Here is a 16,463-nt window from a genome sequence, read left to right as displayed (position 1 = left end):
GTCGCCCGGTTGCTCGGTGGCCCAGGCGAGTTCGGTCGGCGTGAGTTCGGTCGGTTGGTATGAGATCGGTCGGACGATTGACCGATCTCATACCAACCGACCGAACTCACCTCACCCGGCGGTGCATCGGACCGAACTCGGCGGGCGGGCTCACCCCGAGTGGGTCAGGTCCCTGCCCGTCGACTCGCCGGTCGTCTCGGTCGTCTCGGTCGTCTCGGTCGTCTGGGCCGTCCCGGTCGTCCTCGTCGTTCCGGTTGCCTCGATCGTGCCCGCCGTGGAGCCCGACGGACCACCGTCGTTGTCCGCTGCCACGACATGCCCCGTGCCGAACTGCCGGGACAGCGCCCCGCGGAGCCGTTCGCGCGCCGGGAGGTGTCCGTCGTCGTCCGCCCGGCCCGGCGTCGCCGGAACCGGGGTCACGGCCAGGCGCGCCCGCTCCGTGTCGCCGACCGGCTGGTGGATCTCGACGTACCCACCGTTCGGCATGCGGACGACCCGGCCCGTCTCGTGTCCGTGCAACGCGATCTCCCGGTCCTTGCGCTGCAGGCCGATGCAGATGCGCCGGGTCGCCTCGAACGCCAGCGCCGGACCGATGACCACCGCTACCTGCAGCACGGTGATGACCGTCTCGAACGGCACGCTGAACTCGGTCGAGACGATGTCGGCGCTCGCCGCGCCCCACAGGATGCCGTAGAAGAGCGCGCCGGCGACGCCGATCCCGGTGCGTACCGGGACGTTCCTCGGCCGGTCGAGCACGTGGTGCGGGGCGCGGTCCTGGTTCACCCACGCCTCGATGTACGGGTAGACGATCAGGAGCGCGAAGTACGCGCCGATGACGGCGAGCGGGACCAGCGTCGCGAACGTCCACGTCCACCCGCCCCACTCGGTCTCCCAGCCGACCGGGACCAGCCGCAGCGCACCGTCGAGGAACCCCATGTACCAGTCCGGCTGGCTCCCCGCGCCCACCTCACCGACGGACGCAGGCCCGTAGGACCAGACAGGACTGATCGTCGAGGTGGCCCCGAGCAGTACGAGCACGGCGCTCGTGAGACCGACCATGCCGGCGGCGCGGAGCGCGGCGTCGGGCCACAGGCGCAGCCCGAGCGAGGCCGTGGGCCGAGCGGTCGGTGCCGGCTGCGGCTGCCCGTGCCGGACGGCGAGCACGGCCCGCACCGCGATCACCACGACGAGCAGACCGGGGGCGATCACGGCGTGCACGGGGTACAGGTTCTCGATGATCCGGCCGGGGAACGGTCCGCCGAACATCAGGTTCGCCGCCCACGTGCCGATGACCGGGATGCTCAGGACCACACCCTCCACGATGCGCAGGCCCGTGCCGGAGAGCATGTCGTCCGGCAGGGCGTAGCCGCTCCAGCCGGCGAGCAGGACCAGCACGAAGGCCCCGACCAGCAGGACCCAGCTCAGCCGTCGTGGGCGGCGGAACCCCCCGCTGAAGAACGTGACGAGAAGCTGCATGATGATCGACGCGGGCATCACGAGTGCCGCCCAGTGGTGCGTCTGGCGTACCAGGAGCCCGCCGGTCTGCTCGAACGAGATGCGCATGGTCGAGGCGAAGGCCTCGGTCACGGTCGCGCCCTGGAGCGGTCCGTACGGCCCCGCGTAGGTCACCAGCTCGTTCGACGGTGTGTACCAGGTCGCCAGCAGCACGCCCGTCACCGCCAGCACGAGCAGGCACGCGAACGTGACGACGCCGAACAGGTTCGACCAGCGCAGGTGCACCCGCCGTCGGGCCAGCGCGGTGATGGCCGGCGTAGTGATGGCCCGCGCGGTGCGGGTAGCGGGCCGCGCCGACCGACGGCGCGGGTCAGCCGGCATCGCGCACCACGCTCAGGTCGGGCGGGGAGCTCGGCTCGGGCCGGGCGGTCCCTGCGGCGTCGGCGGTGGCATCGGCGAGGACGGCGGCGCCGGATCCCGCGAACGGGTCGCCGCCGGCGAGGAAGGCCGCGCGCGGCCGCTGCACCGTGGACAGCGGGATGATGTCCCGGCCGAAGAACACCGCGGACATCCAGACGAGCAGCACGCGGATCTTGCGCTCCCACGTCGGGACGGCGAGCACGTGGTAACCGCGGTGCATGAGCCACGCCAGGAAACCCTTGATGACCAGACGCCGGTACTGGAAGATCCCGTGCCCGATGCCGAGGGTCGCCACCGTGCCGAGACTGTGGTGGACGTACGGCCGGACCTGCTTGCCGCGCAGGTCGGCGACCAGGTTCCGCGCGAGGAGCTTGCCCTGGCGTACCGCGTGCTGCGCGTTGGGCACGGTCCGCGTGCCGGGGACCGGCGAGGTCAGGTCGGGGACCGCCGCGTTGTCGCCGGCCGCCCACGCGTGCTCGACGAGGGCCTCGTCGCTGCCGACCCGCAGGTCGGCCCGGACCCGGACCAGGCCGCGCTCGTCCACGGGCAGGTCGGTGTTCCGCGCGACGACGGGGTTGCTGCCGTTGCCCGCCGCCCAGATCAGCAGCCCGTTGGCGTACGACTCACCGGTGGACAGCATGATCCGGCCGTCCGCTGCGGAGACCACCCGCGTGCCGAGGTGGACGTGCGCGCCCCGCGCCTGCAGGTGCTTCACGACCCAGCGGCCCGGCCCGTCCGTCACCTCCGGCAGGATGCGGTCGTTCGCCTCGACGAGGTGGAAGGCGAGATCGTCGGCACTGAGCTCGGGGTAGGCACGCAGCAGGCTCGTGGCCAGGGACAGCAGCTCGCCGAACGCCTCCACCCCGGTGAACCCGCCGCCGACGACGGTAACCGTCAGCAGCGCGCGACGTTCGAGGCCGGGCGGGACCAGCGCCGCCCGGTCGAAGGCGGTCAGGAGCTGGTCGCGGATCGCGACGGCTTCCTCCACGTGCTTGAGGCCGATCGCCTCCTCGGCGATGCCCGGGACCGGGAACGTGCGGGTCACGGCGCCCGCGGTGACGACGATGGTGTCGTACGCGATCTCGCGCAGCGCGCCGTCGTTGGTCCGCACCGTGGCCCGGCGGTGCGTGTGGTCGATCGACGTCGTGTGTCCGGCGATGATCGTGGTGCGGCGCAGGTGCCTGCGCAGCGACACCATGACGTGCCGTGCCTCGATCGAGCCGGCCGTCACCTCGGGCAGGAACGGCTGGTAGGTCATGTAACCGTGCGGGTCGACGAGGGTCACCTCCGCCTCGTCGTCACGGAGCTTCTTCTCCAGCTTCCACGCGGCGTAGAAGCCTGCGTAGCCGCCGCCGACGATCAGAATCTTCTCCATCACACCCTCCTGGTGGTCTTACCAGTTCGACAACACAGGACGACCAGACGTGACGTGGTGGTGGTCACAGCGAAGGCATCCGGCGCCGGCCGGGGCTGCATCATCCGCTCCAGCCACGCGGTGAACCGTCGTCGATCGGGCCGTCCATGGGCTGGTCCTTCTCGAAGTAGCTCGCGTACATCACGGCGCACCAGCCGTCCCCGTCGTAGTCGTAGGCAGGGGGGCAGGCAGGGGAGAAGGCAGGGGAGAACGGCTGCTCGATGCCGGTGGCGTTCTGCGGCAGGTTGGGTGGTGGATCGGCGTGCGCGCCGGTGCGACCAGCGCGAGCACGGCGACCAGAGCAGTGGCTGCGAACCTGACCAATCGCGGGGCCGGGGCGGGCTAGCACGTAGGCGAGGCGCAGCCCCGCGCGTTCGGGCACTGACGCGTGACGGAGCGGCCGCCGTCGCACTATCTTGAGGCATGACCAGCGCGACCCCGCCCGCACCGGACGGCCCAGATGCTGGCGGCCTCGAACGGGGCAGCCCGGATCTGCGTGGGCTCGAACCGGGCGGGCTCGAACCGGGCGGGCTCGAGCCGGGCGGGCTCGCACCCGGCCGCGGCGCCACCCTGACGCCCGGCTTTCGCGGTAGGTCACGCCCCGAGGGCGTGACACTGCCTCCTGGGCAGTACGCGGAGGAGGGGTTCCCGGTCCTCTCCGCGGGCCCCACGCCCAACATCGGTACGGCGACCTGGAGCTTCACGGTCACCAACGAGGCCGGCGCGACGAAGTCCTGGACCTGGGCGGAGCTGATGGCCCTTCCGCAGGAGACACCGACGGTCGACATCCACTGCGTCACGCGCTGGTCCAAGTTCGGCACCCGCTGGCGCGGTATCTCCCTCGACGTGCTGCTCGCGGAGGTGGAGTCCACCGCGGAGTTCGCGATGGTCGGCTCCTACGGCGGCTACACCACCAACCTCCCGGTGGCGGACCTGCTGGGCGGCAAGGCGTGGATCGCGCACACCTTCGACGGAAAGCCGCTGCACGCCGAGCACGGAGGCCCTGCCCGGCTTCTGGTACCGCACCTGTACTTCTGGAAGTCGGCCAAGTGGGTGCGCTCGCTCACCCTCATGCCGATGGACCGGCCCGGGTTCTGGGAGAAGCTCGGCTACCACGACCTCGGCGACCCGTGGCGCGAGCAGAGGTATCAGGGTGACTGAGGTGCCAGGGTGACGGAGGTGCCAGGGTGAGTGAGGTGCCGGGATGACTGAGGTGCCGGGTACGGGTGCCCGACCCGGCGAGGCGCAGCGCACCCGGCTCGGCGAGCGGTACGCCGTACGGTCCGGCTGGCAGGTCGCCACCCTGGCGGACCGGCGACCGGAGAGTCCTTCCGCCGTGACCCTCGTGCTCGACGTGCCCGGATGGCCGGGCCACCAGGCGGGTCAGCACATCGACCTGCGGCTCACAGCGCCCGACGGGTACACCGCCGAACGGTCATACTCCCTGGCCTCGGGGCCGACGGCTGCGGGGCCGACGGCTGCGGGCGCGACGGCCGGTGGGGTGACGGCTGCTGGGGCGACGGCACCGGGAGCGAGGGTGGCCGGCCCTGGCCGGGTCGAGATCACCGTCCAACGGGTGCACGACGGCGAGGTGTCTCCGTACCTCGTCGACGAGTTTCCGCCAGGCTCGGCGATCGAGGTGCGCGGGCCCATCGGTGGCTGGTTCGTCTGGGACCCCGTGCTCGACGCCGGCACGCCCGTGCTGCTCCTCGCCGGAGGATCGGGTCTGGTCCCGGTCATGTCCATGGTCCGGGCCCGGCACGAGGCAGGGGACCGGACGCCGGTCCGCCTCATCTACTCGGTCCGGACGGCGGAGGACCAGCTGTACCCCGAAGAGCTGGCGGCGCTCGCGGCCCGCACCGACGGGTTCGAGGCCCGTACGATCTTCACCCGCGCCGTATCGCTGACCGAGCTGCGCGGTCCGCGACGGTTGACCGCCTCCGAGCTGGCCGCCTGGGGCTGGCCGCCCGAGCTGGAACCCCGGGTGTACGTCTGCGGCCCCACAGGATTCGTCGAGGCGGTCACGCGCATGGTGGTGGCCCAGGGCCACGACCCGGCCAGGGTCCGGACGGAACGGTTCGGACCCGCGGCGGACTGAGACACGCTTGCTGGGCTGGGCTGGGCTGGGCTGGGCTGGGCTGGGCTGGGCTGGATCGGGCTCGGGGTCAGCCGGGAGCACCCTCCGCCGTCGGCGCTTGGACCGGGTGCCACATGGGCTGCAGGACCGGGCCGCCCTCGGGCAGGCATATCGGTGCGCCGTGATCGTGGAAGCCGTGCCGCGCGTAGAGCTTGCGGTTTCGCGGGGCCGACGCCTCCAGGTAGACCGGAAGGTCGAGCTCACGCGCCCGGTGGAGGCCGTAGCGGAGGATGGCGGACCCCGCGCCCAGCCTGCGTCGCCGAGGCAGCGTGGCCATGGCCGACAGGTAGACGTGCGGTACGTCAGGGTGCCGAGGCCCCGTGGCGGACAGGACCGCGGCGAGCCGACGGGTGATCAGCCGGTCGTCATCGGGCAGCTCAGGATCTGGCGGGGCGCCGTCCAGCTCGGCCCAGACGGAGGCGGCGACGGGTTCTCCGGTCGACAGGAACGCGACGACGAGCTGCCCGGCGTCGACGGCAGCCCGCAGGGACGACTCGAAGAGCTCGCGGGTATGGTCCTGCCGGAGCTCGGGTTCGGGCTCGACCCACGCCGAGACTTCCTCGTCGGCGAATGCTTCGACGCACACGGGCAGGACCGCGCCGAACTCCGAGGGCACGGACGGTCGGACGGTTCCGGGGAAAGTCGCCATGAAACCAGGCTGATGGATTCGGGCGGGCTGGTGCAGTAGTTTCGTCGCACCGGCTGACGCGACGAAACTAGTCGCGGACGAGTCTGCGATCTGGCGAGTCTGCGATCTGGCGAGTCTGCGAGCCGGCGAAACTCCGAGCAGTTGAGAACTAGGAGCACGGGTACGGGAGTAACGCCGCCGAGGCACGAAGGGTGAGCATGGCGTGTGTGGAGTGCGGGCGGGACCTCGGCCCCGTCGCGGGCACCGGGCGGCCTCGCCGCTACTGTTCCCGGTCTTGTCAGTCGCGGGCGTATCGACGCCGTCGGGACCAGGGCCGTCTCGTGGATCCGATGTCACCACCGCGGCGAGGGCAACAGGCCGTGCCTGAACGCACGCCTGAGCGTGTGCCTGAGCGCTTGCGTGGACGCGGTGCCGGCTCTGGGCCGGGACGTGGGCCGGGACCAGGAAGGCCGTCGGGGTCGAGCCCGGGGTCCGACCTAGGTGCGGGTCCAGACGCCGGAGTGGGTGCTGGATCCGGCGGGGTGTTCGGTGACCTGGTTCAGACCGCCGTCGCGCTGGCTGACGCGGACGGTATCGCCGCCGTCACCCTGCGCACCGTCGCGCATCACGCAGGTGTCGCCCTCTCCGAGGCGCGTCGGACTCTCCGCAACAGGGACACACTCCTGGCGGCCATGGTTCAGCGCCTTCTCTCGCCGCCCCACCGCACGGCGCCGCTGGACGGCACGCCAACCCCGGACGGCGCTGCCTCGCCGGGCCGCACGGCGTCGCCGAACCGCACGCTGCCCCCGGATGGCACGGCCTCGCAGGGCCGCACGGCGTCGCCCGACCGCACCGTGTCCGAGAGCGCGGTCCGGACGCTCACTCGCCTTGCCGAGGAGGAATGGGCGGCTTACCGGGAGCACCCGTGGCTCGTCCCGGTCCTGGCGAGCAGCCGCCCGCCCCTCGTTCCCGCCGTCCTGGAGGCCGCACGGACGAGTACCGAGGTGTTCATGGACCTCGGTCTGGACGCACCGTCGGCTCTCGGTAGATACATCGCACTGAGCGGCTATGTGCAAGGTATGGCCCTGCTGCTCGTCGCCGAACGGGACGAGTCGATGCACTCCGGGAGCGACTACCGCCTCTGGTGGGCGCAGGAGGCACGGCGGCTTGACCGCACGGGCCTTCGTCGTCGGCACCCGTGGCTCGAGGCAGCGAGCGCCGGCGGCCTTCCGGAGACGTTCGACGCCGACGTCGACGCGTGGTTCCGGGACGGGCTTGGCCGCGTGCTCGTCGGGCTGGTGGCGACGGGCGGTGAGGATTCGTAGCCGTAGCCGTAGCCGTAGCTCTCCACCAACACGGACGCGCACGAGAACGTGCGGTGCGAACGTGGTGCGGCTCGGTCACGTGCTCGGGCTGGAGGCGTGGACGGGGTGTCCGTTGCGATCGGTGAAGTGCCAGCCGTTGTCGAAGTGCATGGTGATGCCCTGGCTGTCGACCAGGTCGTGATGGTGCCAGCAGAGCAGGGCGGCGTTGTTGACGCTGGTCTCGCCGCCGTCGGCCCAGTGGCGTATCGCATGGTGCACCTCGCATCGTGAGGGTGGTTGGTCGCACTGGCCGAGGACGCAGTGCTTGTCGCGGGCGATCACGGCTCGCCGGAGCTGACCCGTGATGGTGCGCTGGGTGCGGCCGACGTCAAGGACCTGGGAATCCGGCCCGAACACGATGCGGGTGACCTGGCTGTCGCACGCGAGGCGGCGTAGCAGGCTGGCAGGGACGGGGTGGTTGGTCTCGGTGAACACGGCTGGGGTCTTGATCGTGGGCACCCCGAGTCCGTCGAGCTCGGCCACGCCGGCAACACCAGTCACGCCACCGGTGCTGCTGGTGATTCCGTTGGTGATTCCGGTGCTGGTGCTGGTGCCGGTGCCGATCGGCCGGCGGGCGTTGATCCGGTTCTTCGCAGCGAGTGCCTGGAGCTCGGTCCAGGACACGGTCACGGACAGGTGGGGCCGCACGGCCGCCCCCGTGCCGGTGTGCCCGTGGTCGAGCACGACGCGAGCGATGTCGGCCAGGGCCTGGGCGCGGCGCTGCCCTGGCGTACGGTCGTCGCCCGCGTCAGGGGCGCCCATGACCGACCCGATCGCGGTGGTCAGGGCGTGGCCGTGCTCCTCGGTGAGGAATCCGGACAGGTGGTACCCGCCGAGCGTGGGGGAGACCGCGACGTACTCGCGGTCCTTGGCCCTGGTGTAGCCACGCTCGTCGGCCTCCGGGTCGGCATGACGGGCGAAGTAGCGCACCAGGCCGCGGAACCGGTCCGGGCCGTTCTCGCTCGACCAGTCCAGCAGCTGCTCCTCCCACGTCGGGGAGGCCGGTGTGGCAGACCCGACCGTGGTGTGGCTGTCGCCCTCGCCCTCGCCCTCGTCGGTGCCGCGGTCCGGCTCTTCGGCGTCTGGCGCGGCTCCAGCGGCCGTGGCAGCCTCGACCGGCTCGTCCGCCGCCGGGTCGGAAGTAGCCGGGTCGGTAGTGGCTGGGTCGACCGTTGCCAGGTCGATCGCCGGTGCTCCGAGAGCCTCGGTGCGCGTCGTGCTGGTGGTCGCTACCTCGACCAGCGCGCGGACCTTGTCGGTGCCGATCGCGCCGGACAGGGCCGCCGTCAGGGTCGCGGGCAGGTGGTCACGCAGTGCCCGCGCGATCCGGACCTCCCGGCGTGCGGTGACTGTCTGCACGTCCTCCGCGCGCGCCAGCCAGACCGCGAAGGTGCGCGCACCGGTCTGGGCCCAGAGCCCGGCGGACTCGATCCGGGGCAGGATCGACCAGCGCACCGCGTCCATCCGGGCTCCGGCAGTCCGCAACCGGGCCGACACCTCCACCAGAAGCGAGGTCGCCACTGGTGGTTCCTGCGGCACCAGCGCATCCGCAGTCCCTGGCCCGCCCGCAGTCCCCGGACCGACTGCGTGCGCGAGCTCGTCGAGGAGGTGCTCCAGCTCGGCGAGGACGTGCTCGACCGGGCGTCGAGCCGCGCCGTCGTACTGGTCTGCTGCTTCCATGGCCACCTCCCCTCGATCCGTCCGTCATCGGTGCGGGCTGGTATCGACCGCCCTTCCTGCACTCTCAACCCTATCGAACAACCGTGCGCACAGATGGACAGATAAAAATTCTGTGGATAACTGTTCGATCGGGTCGGAGGGGTGCAGGATGAGAACCAGGACAGGAGGAGCGCAGGAGGAGTACCAGGAGGGGTGCAGAATGCAGAAGGAGTGCAGGACGGGGCAGGCGGAGGGGCACGGTCGCCCTCTACGGTCGCCTCCGGGCCAGCTTCGACGGCCACCAGATCGCCCTGCCGATGTCGTAGCCGAGCGCGGGAACGAGCAGCGAACGGACCGCGAACGTGTCGAGCAGGACGCCGAAGGCGACGATGAATGCGAGCTGTGCGAGGAACAGCACCGGGATGACCGCCAGTGCCGTGAAGGTGGCGGCGAGCACCAGGCCTGCCGACGTGATGATGCCCCCGGTCAGCCGAAGCCCGCGCAGGACCCCCTCGCGCGTGCCGTGCGTGAGCGACTCCTCGCGGACACGGGTCATGAGAAAGATGTTGTAGTCGATCCCGAGCGCGACGAGGAAGACGAAGCCGAACAGCGGCACCGCCGGGTCCGCCCCGGGGAACCCCAGCAGGTCGTTGAACACCAGGGCCGCCACCCCCATCGCGGTACCGAACGAGAGCACCGTCGTCAGGATCAGCAGCACCGGCGCGAGCACGGCGCGCAGCAGCAGCATGAGGATCAGGAGGATCACGACGAGCACGATCGGCACGATGAGGGCGCGATCCCGGATCGAGGCCTCGTTCGTGTCGAGGTCCGTGGCGGACTCGCCGCCCACCAGGGCGGCCGGTACCGCCTCGGCGTAGGCGGAGCGCAGGTCGCGGACGGTCTGCTCCGCGGCCGCGGAGTCCGCGGCATCGTCCGGCGTGCCCTGGAGCAGGACCGCGCCGTCCGAGACCACGGGCTCGGGCGTCGGCGGCGGGGCGGCGCCCGGTGCCGCTCCGCCCGGCGCGCCACCAGCCGGCCCGAACGCCTGGATGCCGTCGGCGGTCACCGGGGCGGTCCCGCTCGGGGTCTCCGCGGTGACCGCCACCTGGGCAATCCCGTCCTCCCGCAGCAGGACGTCGGCCGCGCGCTGCAGCTCGTCCTCCGGCGCGACGACGTAGACCGGGCTGCCCGAGCCCGCCGGGAAGTGCTCCGCGAGCCGGTCCTGCCCGGTGCGTGCCTCGGACGTACCGAGCACGAGCTCCGACTGTGGCACACCGGTCGCCTGGAGCTGGGTGACGCCGACGCAGCCGAGCGCGAGGACCGCCGCCGTCGTCACCCAGACGGTACGCGGCCTGGCGCGGATGCCGCGGGAGACCCTGCCCCACAGGCCACCGCCCTGGGCACCGGCTCGTGCGGCCGCTGGGTCGTACGTGGGGCGCCGGGGCCAGAACGCCGCGCGGCCGAGGGTGAGCAGCAGGGCGGGTAGCAGGGTGAGCGCGGCGAGCATCGCGAAGAGGATGCCGACGGCGGCGACCGGGCCCAGTGCGCTGTTGGAGCGCAGCTCGCTCAGCAGCAGGCAGAGCAGGCCCGCGATCACGGTGCCGCCCGAGGCGAGGATCGGTTCGAAGGAGCCGCGCAGCGCGCGCAGGGTCGCGGTCCACCGGTCCGGCGTGTGCACCAGTTCCTCGCGGAAGCGGGCCACGTACAGGAGGGCGTAGTCGGTGGCCGCCCCGATGACGAGGATGAACAGGATGCCCTGGGTCTGGCCGCTGAGCAGCAGCACCCCGGAGCGCGCCAGGTGCCAGACCGTCAGCAGCGCGAGGCACAGTGCGAACATGCTGGTGGCGAGCACGGCGAGCGGGAGGAGCAGCGAGCGGTACACGACCACGAGGATGACCAGCACCGCCGCGAGCGCGACACCGAGCAGGATGCCGTCGATCCCCGCGAACGCGGACACCAGGTCGCTGGAGAACCCGGCGGGTCCCGTGATGTAAAGATCGATGCCGTCCGGCAGGCCACTGATCAATGTGCTGCGGAGCTCCGCCGTCGCCTCGCCGAGGTCGACCGAGCCGGACAGCGGGACGAACGCCTGCGCGGCGGCGCCGTCCTCGGCGGGCAGCGGCGGGGAGACGTCGCCGTCGACGACGTCCAGGTCGGCGACCGCGTCGAGCCGCTCGGCGACGGCGGTGAGGTCGTCGTCGGTGAGCGTGCCCGCCGCGCCCGCGCCCTCACCAGCAGCGCCCTCACCAGCAGCGCCCTCACCAGCAGCGCCCTCGCCGTCGTCGTCCGTCGCGACGAAGACGGCGATCGCCGGTACGGCGTCGCCCTCGGTGAAGCCGGAGAGTCGTTCCTGCACCTCGGTCGCCTCGGCGGTGGCGGGGAGGTAGGCGGTGCGGTCGTTGGAGGAGACCTCGTCCACGCGACCGAAGTAGGGGCCGCCGATCGCGGCGCCCACGAACCAGACGATGATGAGCACGGCGGGCAGAGTCACCCGGAGCCAGCGCGGCACGCGCGAACCGGTGGTCATGAGGCACGCTCCCAGCGCGCCACGTCGCCAGGTACGACGACGAACAGCGGGTGCGCTGCCGGCGGCACGGTCCGGTCGAGCCGGGCGCGGTGCGCGGGGGAGCGCACGGCGAGCTTGTTCAGGAGGTGCCGCCACTCCAGGTCGAGCTGCCCGGTGGTCACCGTGATCCTGGCGGTGTCGCGGATGCTCCGGTCCGGGACCTGCGAGATCCGCTGCGCGTCGAACCGGTAGCCGCGTCGTGTCGCCTCGTCGCGCAGCCCGTGGAGGTACGCGGAGATCGCGGTCGCGGGCTCCGGGTGCTCGCGGAACCGTTCGAGCTGCGGGTGGGCGGTGTAGCCGCGGGTGCGGCCGAGGAGCACGGCTTGCGCGAGGAGCGCCTCGCGCCAGCAGGCGACGAGTGCCTGGCGGTCGAGCAGGGCAGGGTCAAGGGACCAGAGCCGCATGCGGCAGGACCTCCATGTTCAGGACCTCCATGTCTGGTCGCCGGGGAGCGGACCGATGTGGGGCTGGCCGGATTTAGCTAGCCAGGCTACATTCAAGCACAGGACGCAATAAGTCGAAGCGGAGTAGCATCCGACCGTGAGCCCCCGACCCCTGTCGCCCGACCAGGACGAGCCCTCGATGATGGACCCGCGCGTGCTGGACCCCGAGCAGGAGCTGGTGCGCCGTACGGGCCTGGACGACGGCGACGTCGACCAGGTGGTCGGTGTGCTGGAGGCGTTGCGTCGCTGGCGCGAGGCCGAGCGCCGCATGAGCGAGGCCTCGCGGAGCTACATGAAGCTCGGTGAGACCGACATGCGGGCGATCCGCTTCATCCTCGCGATGCAGAACCATGGGCGGGTCGTGACCCCTGGCGCGATCGCCGAGCATCTGGGCATCACGACGGCGTCCACCACGAAGCTGATCGACCGGCTGGTGGCCGGCGACCACGTGCTGAGGTTCCCACACCCCTCCGACCGGCGCAGCCTCGCGATCGAGGTCACCGAGGACACGCGGAAGGTGGCGCGGCAGGCCGTCGGGCGCACCCACGCCCGCCGGTTCGACGCCGCGGCTCGCCTGAGCACGCAGGAGAGGGAGATCGTCACCCGGTTCCTGAACGACCTGGCGGCCACTGCCGAGGACACCACCGAGGGCACGGCCGAGGGCACGGCCGAGGGCACCGCGGACGGCACCGCGGAGGGCGCCGGGGCGGACGCCGGAGACCCGGACGTGCCGTCGAGCTGACCATCCGGCCCTGGCGGAACGGTCGCCGTACCGGGTCGACCCCTCACGTCTCGAGGAGTACCCGCACGTCCCAGGGCCCCAGGGTGAGCTCGGTGCCGCCGGCGAGCTCCTCGCCGCTCACGACGTCGCGCACGATGTCGCGCATGGTGCCGGGCAGTACGAAGGTGCTCGGCTCCCAGCACCACGAGTGCACGAAGCGGACTCGCTCGCCTGCCGGGTTGGTCGCGCCGGTGACCGTCTGCGACGGCGCCTGCGGGCGCCATGACGGTGCGGTGTCGACCGCCTGCCCGCCGTGCCGCACCGCCCAGGACAGCACCGCGCGGGCGAGCGCAGGGTCGGGGATCGTGCCGACGGTGGTCACCCTGCCGGAGCCGTGCGCGCGGGTGGTGACCGCCGGCCACCGGCCGTAGTGCGGGTGGTCGTAGGTGGCCAGCACGTCGGCGTCGAGCACCTGGAGGCCGTCCACCCAGTGGGTGGCGCGGGCTCCGGCCGGGAGATCGAAGCCGTCCGCCCCGTGCACGGCGAGCGGCGTGTCGATGGTCGCGAACTCGTCGTACCAGACGCCGGCCGCCGCGCTGAGGTGCGCGGGCTTGCGCTCCGGCCGGGCGCGGGCCTCCTCGTCCTCGTACCCGGTGCGGATGCCCAGCACGAGGTGACCGCCGGCGGCCGCGTAGCGCTCCAGCCACCGGAGCAGGTCGTCATCGGCCACGGTGACGCCCGCGGCGACCAGCACGGGCTGCTCGGCCGCCGTCTCCTCGGGGCTGCTGTCCGTGAGCCGGGTGTCGTGCACCAGCCGTGACTGGAGGCCGGCGTCGAACGCGCCGCGGTAGAAGCTGTCGAGGATGCGGTTGAAGCCGCGCGGGTCCGGACCGGCGCCTCCGCCGATCTGCGGGAACTCCGCCAACGACCACTTGCTCGCCGTGGACCAGACGAGGGCGACGTCGGCGTCGGGCGTCAGGTTCGCCACCGTGGAGCCAGCCGTACGCAGCTCCTGGCCGAGGGCAGCTACCTGCTCGTACACCCGCCCGGGCTCCAGGGAGTGCGGCAGCACGCCGCCCCAGTACGTCTCGGTGCCGTAGGGCAGCGTGTGCCAGTGCCAGTACTCGATCATCGTGGCGCCGCGCGAGATCAGGGCCCACGCTGCCTGCCGCCACTGCCCGTCGTAGGCAGGCTCGTTCAGCCACGGCTGCCCGATCGCCTGCGCGTTGGTCTCCGTGACCAGGAACGGCGCCTGCTTCGACGAGTACATGCGGTCCGCCGTCGCGTACAGCGACCACGTGCCCGCCGTCATCCAGGTGTTGTTCTCGTCGACCGTCGGCGGCAGCGTCAGGTGGTCGCGCATACGGTAGTACGGGTTGCCCGCGGTCACGTCGAGCTCGCGCGTGAGCGCGTCGTCCTGCACGCCTGCCCGCTCGTAGGAGATGCAGGTGGTGACGAACTGGTCCTCGCGGGCGTACTCGCGCACGACGTCGGCCTGCCAGTGGATGAAGTCCGTCGTGAGTTCTGCCTGGAACCGGCGCCAGGCGAGCGCGTACTGCGGCTGCGCGTTGCCCGACGGCGTCCAGAGGTCCGCCCAGGTGCTGAGCCGGTGCGACCAGTAGGTCAGGCCCCACTCGTCGTTCAGGCGTTCCACCGTGCCGTAGCGGGAACGGAGGTGGTCGACGAACCGCTCGAAGACCTGGCGGTTGTGGAAGATCTCGTTGCCCGGCTCGTTGTCCACCTGGAACCCGATGACGGCGGGGTGCCGGGCATACCGCGCGACGATCGCGCGGATGATCCGCTCCGCGTGGAACAGGAACGCGGGGTGGGTGTAGTCGACCTCCTGCCGTGCGCCCCAGCCCATAGCGCTGCCGTCCTTGCGCACGACGTTGATCTCCGGATACAGCCGCGCCAGCCACATCGGTACGGCGTAGGTCGGCGTACCGAGCACGACCTGGATGCCGCGCGCGTGGGCACCGTCGAGCACCGGCTGGAGCCAGTCGAGGTCGAACCGGCCGTTCTGCGGCTCCCAGGTGGACCAGACGGACTCGCCGACCCGGATCACCGTGAAGCCCGCCTCCACCATCAGGTCCAGGTCCCGCTCGAGCCGCCCCGTGCGCCGTTCGCTGGCACTGCGGCTCTCAGCGCTGAGGTCGCCGGTGCCGAGGACGCCGGTGCCGAGGTCGCCGGTGCCGAGGTCGCCCGGGCGGTGGTACTCGTAGTAGTACGCGGCGCCGAACAGGACGCCGTCGTTCAGGTGCTGCAGTGTGTTCATGCTGGTCTCCCCAGAGGTGCGGCAAGAGGTGGGCGGGCGGCTGCGGGATCCTCAGGCGGGCGGCGGCGCCGTGCTCTCCCGCACCACCAGCTCGGCTGGGACCAGGCGGTGGCGTTCCGGCGGCGGCCTGCCCTCGATGGTGCGCACCAGGTGATCCACGGCGAGGCGGGTGACCTCGGCGAAGTCCTGGCGCACCGTCGTCAGGGCGGTCGAGAGGAACTCGGCTTCGGGTGCGTCGTCGAAGCCGACGACGCTGACGTCGCCCGGGACCCGCAGCCCGGCGTTCTCCACGGCCCGGACGGCGCCGATGGCCATGTGGTCGTTGGCGGTGAAGATCGCGGTGACGCCGCCGTGGCGCAACAGCTCCGTCGTGGCCTCGTAGCCGGACCGTGGGGTCCAGTCGCCGTGCACCACGGGCGGTACGTCGGCGCCGACGCCAGCCAGGGCGGTCCGCCAGCCGTGGATCCGCCGCGCCGTCGCCGACCATCCCTGGGCGCCTCCGACGTGGTGCACCGTACGGTGCCCGAGCGCGAGCAGGTGCTCGGTCGCGGCCGTGGCCCCGCCGGTCTCGTCGGCGCCAAGGATGAGCTCGTCGGGGCGTGCCGTGCTGCTGCCTGCCGTGCTGCCGGCCGTGGTGGGCGTGCTGGTGTCCATGCTGGTGGGGGAGCCGAAGCTGAGCACGGGAAGACCGTTGGGGATGCGCAGGCCGGGGTGGCACTGTTCGGTGCGGCTCTGTTCGGTGCGGCCTCGTTCGGTGCGGCCTCGTTCGGTCGGCTCGGCGAGCACCAGGCCCGCGATGTCCTGGGTGACGAGCTCGTCGACGGCTGCCTGCAGGTCGGCGACCTGGTTGCCCCTCGTGCGCGCGACGCTCAGGTAGTAGCCCGACCTCCGCAGGGCGGTGTCGACACCCTCCAGGATCGACGCCGGCCCGTACAGCGACGTGCCCATGGCGACCATGCCGACGCGCTGGTTCCGGCGGGTCACCAGGGCGCGCGCCGCGGCGTTGGGCCGGAAGCCGAGCTCGTCGATCACTGTCCGGACCTTGGCCCGGACCTCCTCGGTGACGTGCGGTTCCCCGTTGACCACGCGCGAGACGGTCTTCTGCGAGACGCCGGCGCGGCGGGCGACGTCGGTCATCGATACCCGTTGTGCGGTACCCACGTGCGCAGCTCCTTCGCCGGCGGTCACTGACGGTCACTGAGCGTTGACTACGTAGTCAACGGTGCTTGAGCAGATCACGGGTGCGGAGCTGTGGTCAAGGGTTGTGAGGTCAAGGGTGGGGGTCAAGGGTGGTGAGGTCGGTTGGTTCGCGCGGTAGGTGTGCAGGTTCGCGGGCTGGGCTGGGTGAGTTCGGTCGGTTGGTGGGCTGGGCCGGGTGACT

The 16,463-nt window shown here is 71.8% G+C and carries 14 protein-coding genes; 4 read left to right on the top strand and 10 right to left on the bottom strand.

The window, feature by feature from the left end:
- Nucleotides 1-150: 150 nt before the first annotated feature.
- The 3 genes from ACYVK7_RS08470 to ACYVK7_RS08460 all read right to left on the bottom strand — a co-directional run bounded on the left by ACYVK7_RS08470 (nt 151) and on the right by ACYVK7_RS08460 (nt 3,671).
- Nucleotides 151-1,836 carry a cytochrome b gene (locus ACYVK7_RS08470; RefSeq protein WP_460887253.1) on the bottom strand — a complete coding sequence of 562 codons (1,686 nt, stop codon included), beginning with the start codon at nt 1,834-1,836 and terminating at the stop codon, nt 151-153.
- The gene (locus ACYVK7_RS08465) at nt 1,826-3,250 is read right to left on the bottom strand and encodes an NAD(P)/FAD-dependent oxidoreductase (protein WP_460887252.1); all 1,425 of its coding nucleotides are present in this window, start codon (nt 3,248-3,250) and stop codon (nt 1,826-1,828) included. Before ACYVK7_RS08465 ends, ACYVK7_RS08470 begins: the two co-directional genes overlap by 11 nt.
- A gap of 100 nt (nt 3,251-3,350) precedes the next feature.
- Complete coding sequence (locus ACYVK7_RS08460; protein WP_460887251.1) at nt 3,351-3,671, bottom strand: hypothetical protein; 321 nt, start codon at nt 3,669-3,671, stop codon at nt 3,351-3,353.
- Nucleotides 3,672-3,712: 41 nt separating this feature from the next.
- On the opposite strand from ACYVK7_RS08460, the gene ACYVK7_RS08455 reads away from it, so the two are divergent.
- Together ACYVK7_RS08455 and ACYVK7_RS08450 are read left to right on the top strand one after the other, a co-directional pair.
- Nucleotides 3,713-4,450: a sulfite oxidase-like oxidoreductase gene (locus ACYVK7_RS08455; protein ID WP_460887250.1), complete on the top strand. Its 738-nt coding sequence runs from the start codon at nt 3,713-3,715 to the stop codon at nt 4,448-4,450.
- Nucleotides 4,451-4,493: 43 nt separating this feature from the next.
- On the top strand, nt 4,494-5,387 hold the full coding sequence (locus tag ACYVK7_RS08450) for a ferredoxin reductase (protein WP_460887249.1): 894 nt from the start codon (nt 4,494-4,496) through the stop codon (nt 5,385-5,387).
- A gap of 67 nt (nt 5,388-5,454) precedes the next feature.
- On the opposite strand, the gene ACYVK7_RS08445 is transcribed toward ACYVK7_RS08450, so the two are convergent.
- Both ACYVK7_RS08445 and ACYVK7_RS08440 read right to left on the bottom strand, forming a co-directional pair.
- Complete coding sequence (locus ACYVK7_RS08445; protein WP_460887248.1) at nt 5,455-6,075, bottom strand: GNAT family N-acetyltransferase; 621 nt, start codon at nt 6,073-6,075, stop codon at nt 5,455-5,457.
- Nucleotides 6,076-6,551: 476 nt separating this feature from the next.
- Nucleotides 6,552-6,680, bottom strand: a complete 129-nt coding sequence (locus ACYVK7_RS08440; RefSeq protein WP_460887247.1) for a hypothetical protein — start codon at nt 6,678-6,680, stop codon at nt 6,552-6,554.
- A gap of 66 nt (nt 6,681-6,746) precedes the next feature.
- Here ACYVK7_RS08440 and ACYVK7_RS08435 point away from each other — a divergent pair, with 66 nt between their 5' ends.
- Nucleotides 6,747-7,379, top strand: coding sequence for a TetR/AcrR family transcriptional regulator C-terminal domain-containing protein (locus tag ACYVK7_RS08435; protein WP_460887246.1), 633 nt, complete (start codon nt 6,747-6,749; stop codon nt 7,377-7,379).
- 75 nt (nt 7,380-7,454) lie between these two features.
- On the opposite strand, the gene ACYVK7_RS08430 is transcribed toward ACYVK7_RS08435, so the two are convergent.
- The 3 genes from ACYVK7_RS08430 to ACYVK7_RS08420 all read right to left on the bottom strand — a co-directional run bounded on the left by ACYVK7_RS08430 (nt 7,455) and on the right by ACYVK7_RS08420 (nt 12,047).
- Nucleotides 7,455-9,098: an HNH endonuclease gene (locus ACYVK7_RS08430; RefSeq protein WP_460887245.1), complete on the bottom strand. Its 1,644-nt coding sequence runs from the start codon at nt 9,096-9,098 to the stop codon at nt 7,455-7,457.
- Nucleotides 9,099-9,345: 247 nt separating this feature from the next.
- Complete coding sequence (locus ACYVK7_RS08425) at nt 9,346-11,604, bottom strand: MMPL family transporter (protein ID WP_460887244.1); 2,259 nt, start codon at nt 11,602-11,604, stop codon at nt 9,346-9,348.
- Complete coding sequence (locus ACYVK7_RS08420; RefSeq protein ID WP_460887243.1) at nt 11,601-12,047, bottom strand: pyrimidine dimer DNA glycosylase/endonuclease V; 447 nt, start codon at nt 12,045-12,047, stop codon at nt 11,601-11,603. Before ACYVK7_RS08420 ends, ACYVK7_RS08425 begins: the two co-directional genes overlap by 4 nt.
- A 136-nt stretch (nt 12,048-12,183) precedes the next feature.
- Between ACYVK7_RS08420 and ACYVK7_RS08415 the strand changes: the two genes are divergently transcribed.
- Nucleotides 12,184-12,828, top strand: a complete 645-nt coding sequence (locus tag ACYVK7_RS08415) for a MarR family winged helix-turn-helix transcriptional regulator (RefSeq protein WP_460887242.1) — start codon at nt 12,184-12,186, stop codon at nt 12,826-12,828.
- A 43-nt stretch (nt 12,829-12,871) separates the two neighbouring features.
- On the opposite strand, the gene ACYVK7_RS08410 is transcribed toward ACYVK7_RS08415, so the two are convergent.
- Together ACYVK7_RS08410 and ACYVK7_RS08405 are read right to left on the bottom strand one after the other, a co-directional pair.
- Complete coding sequence (locus ACYVK7_RS08410; protein WP_460887241.1) at nt 12,872-15,082, bottom strand: beta-galactosidase; 2,211 nt, start codon at nt 15,080-15,082, stop codon at nt 12,872-12,874.
- A gap of 51 nt (nt 15,083-15,133) precedes the next feature.
- The gene (locus ACYVK7_RS08405; RefSeq protein WP_460887240.1) at nt 15,134-16,243 is read right to left on the bottom strand and encodes a LacI family DNA-binding transcriptional regulator; all 1,110 of its coding nucleotides are present in this window, start codon (nt 16,241-16,243) and stop codon (nt 15,134-15,136) included.
- Nucleotides 16,244-16,463: the final 220 nt, after the last annotated feature.

The organism is Promicromonospora xylanilytica, assembly GCF_054782895.1.
The sequence above is the reverse complement of the archived record's forward strand: the minus strand, read 5'-3'. Positions and strand labels throughout refer to the sequence as shown.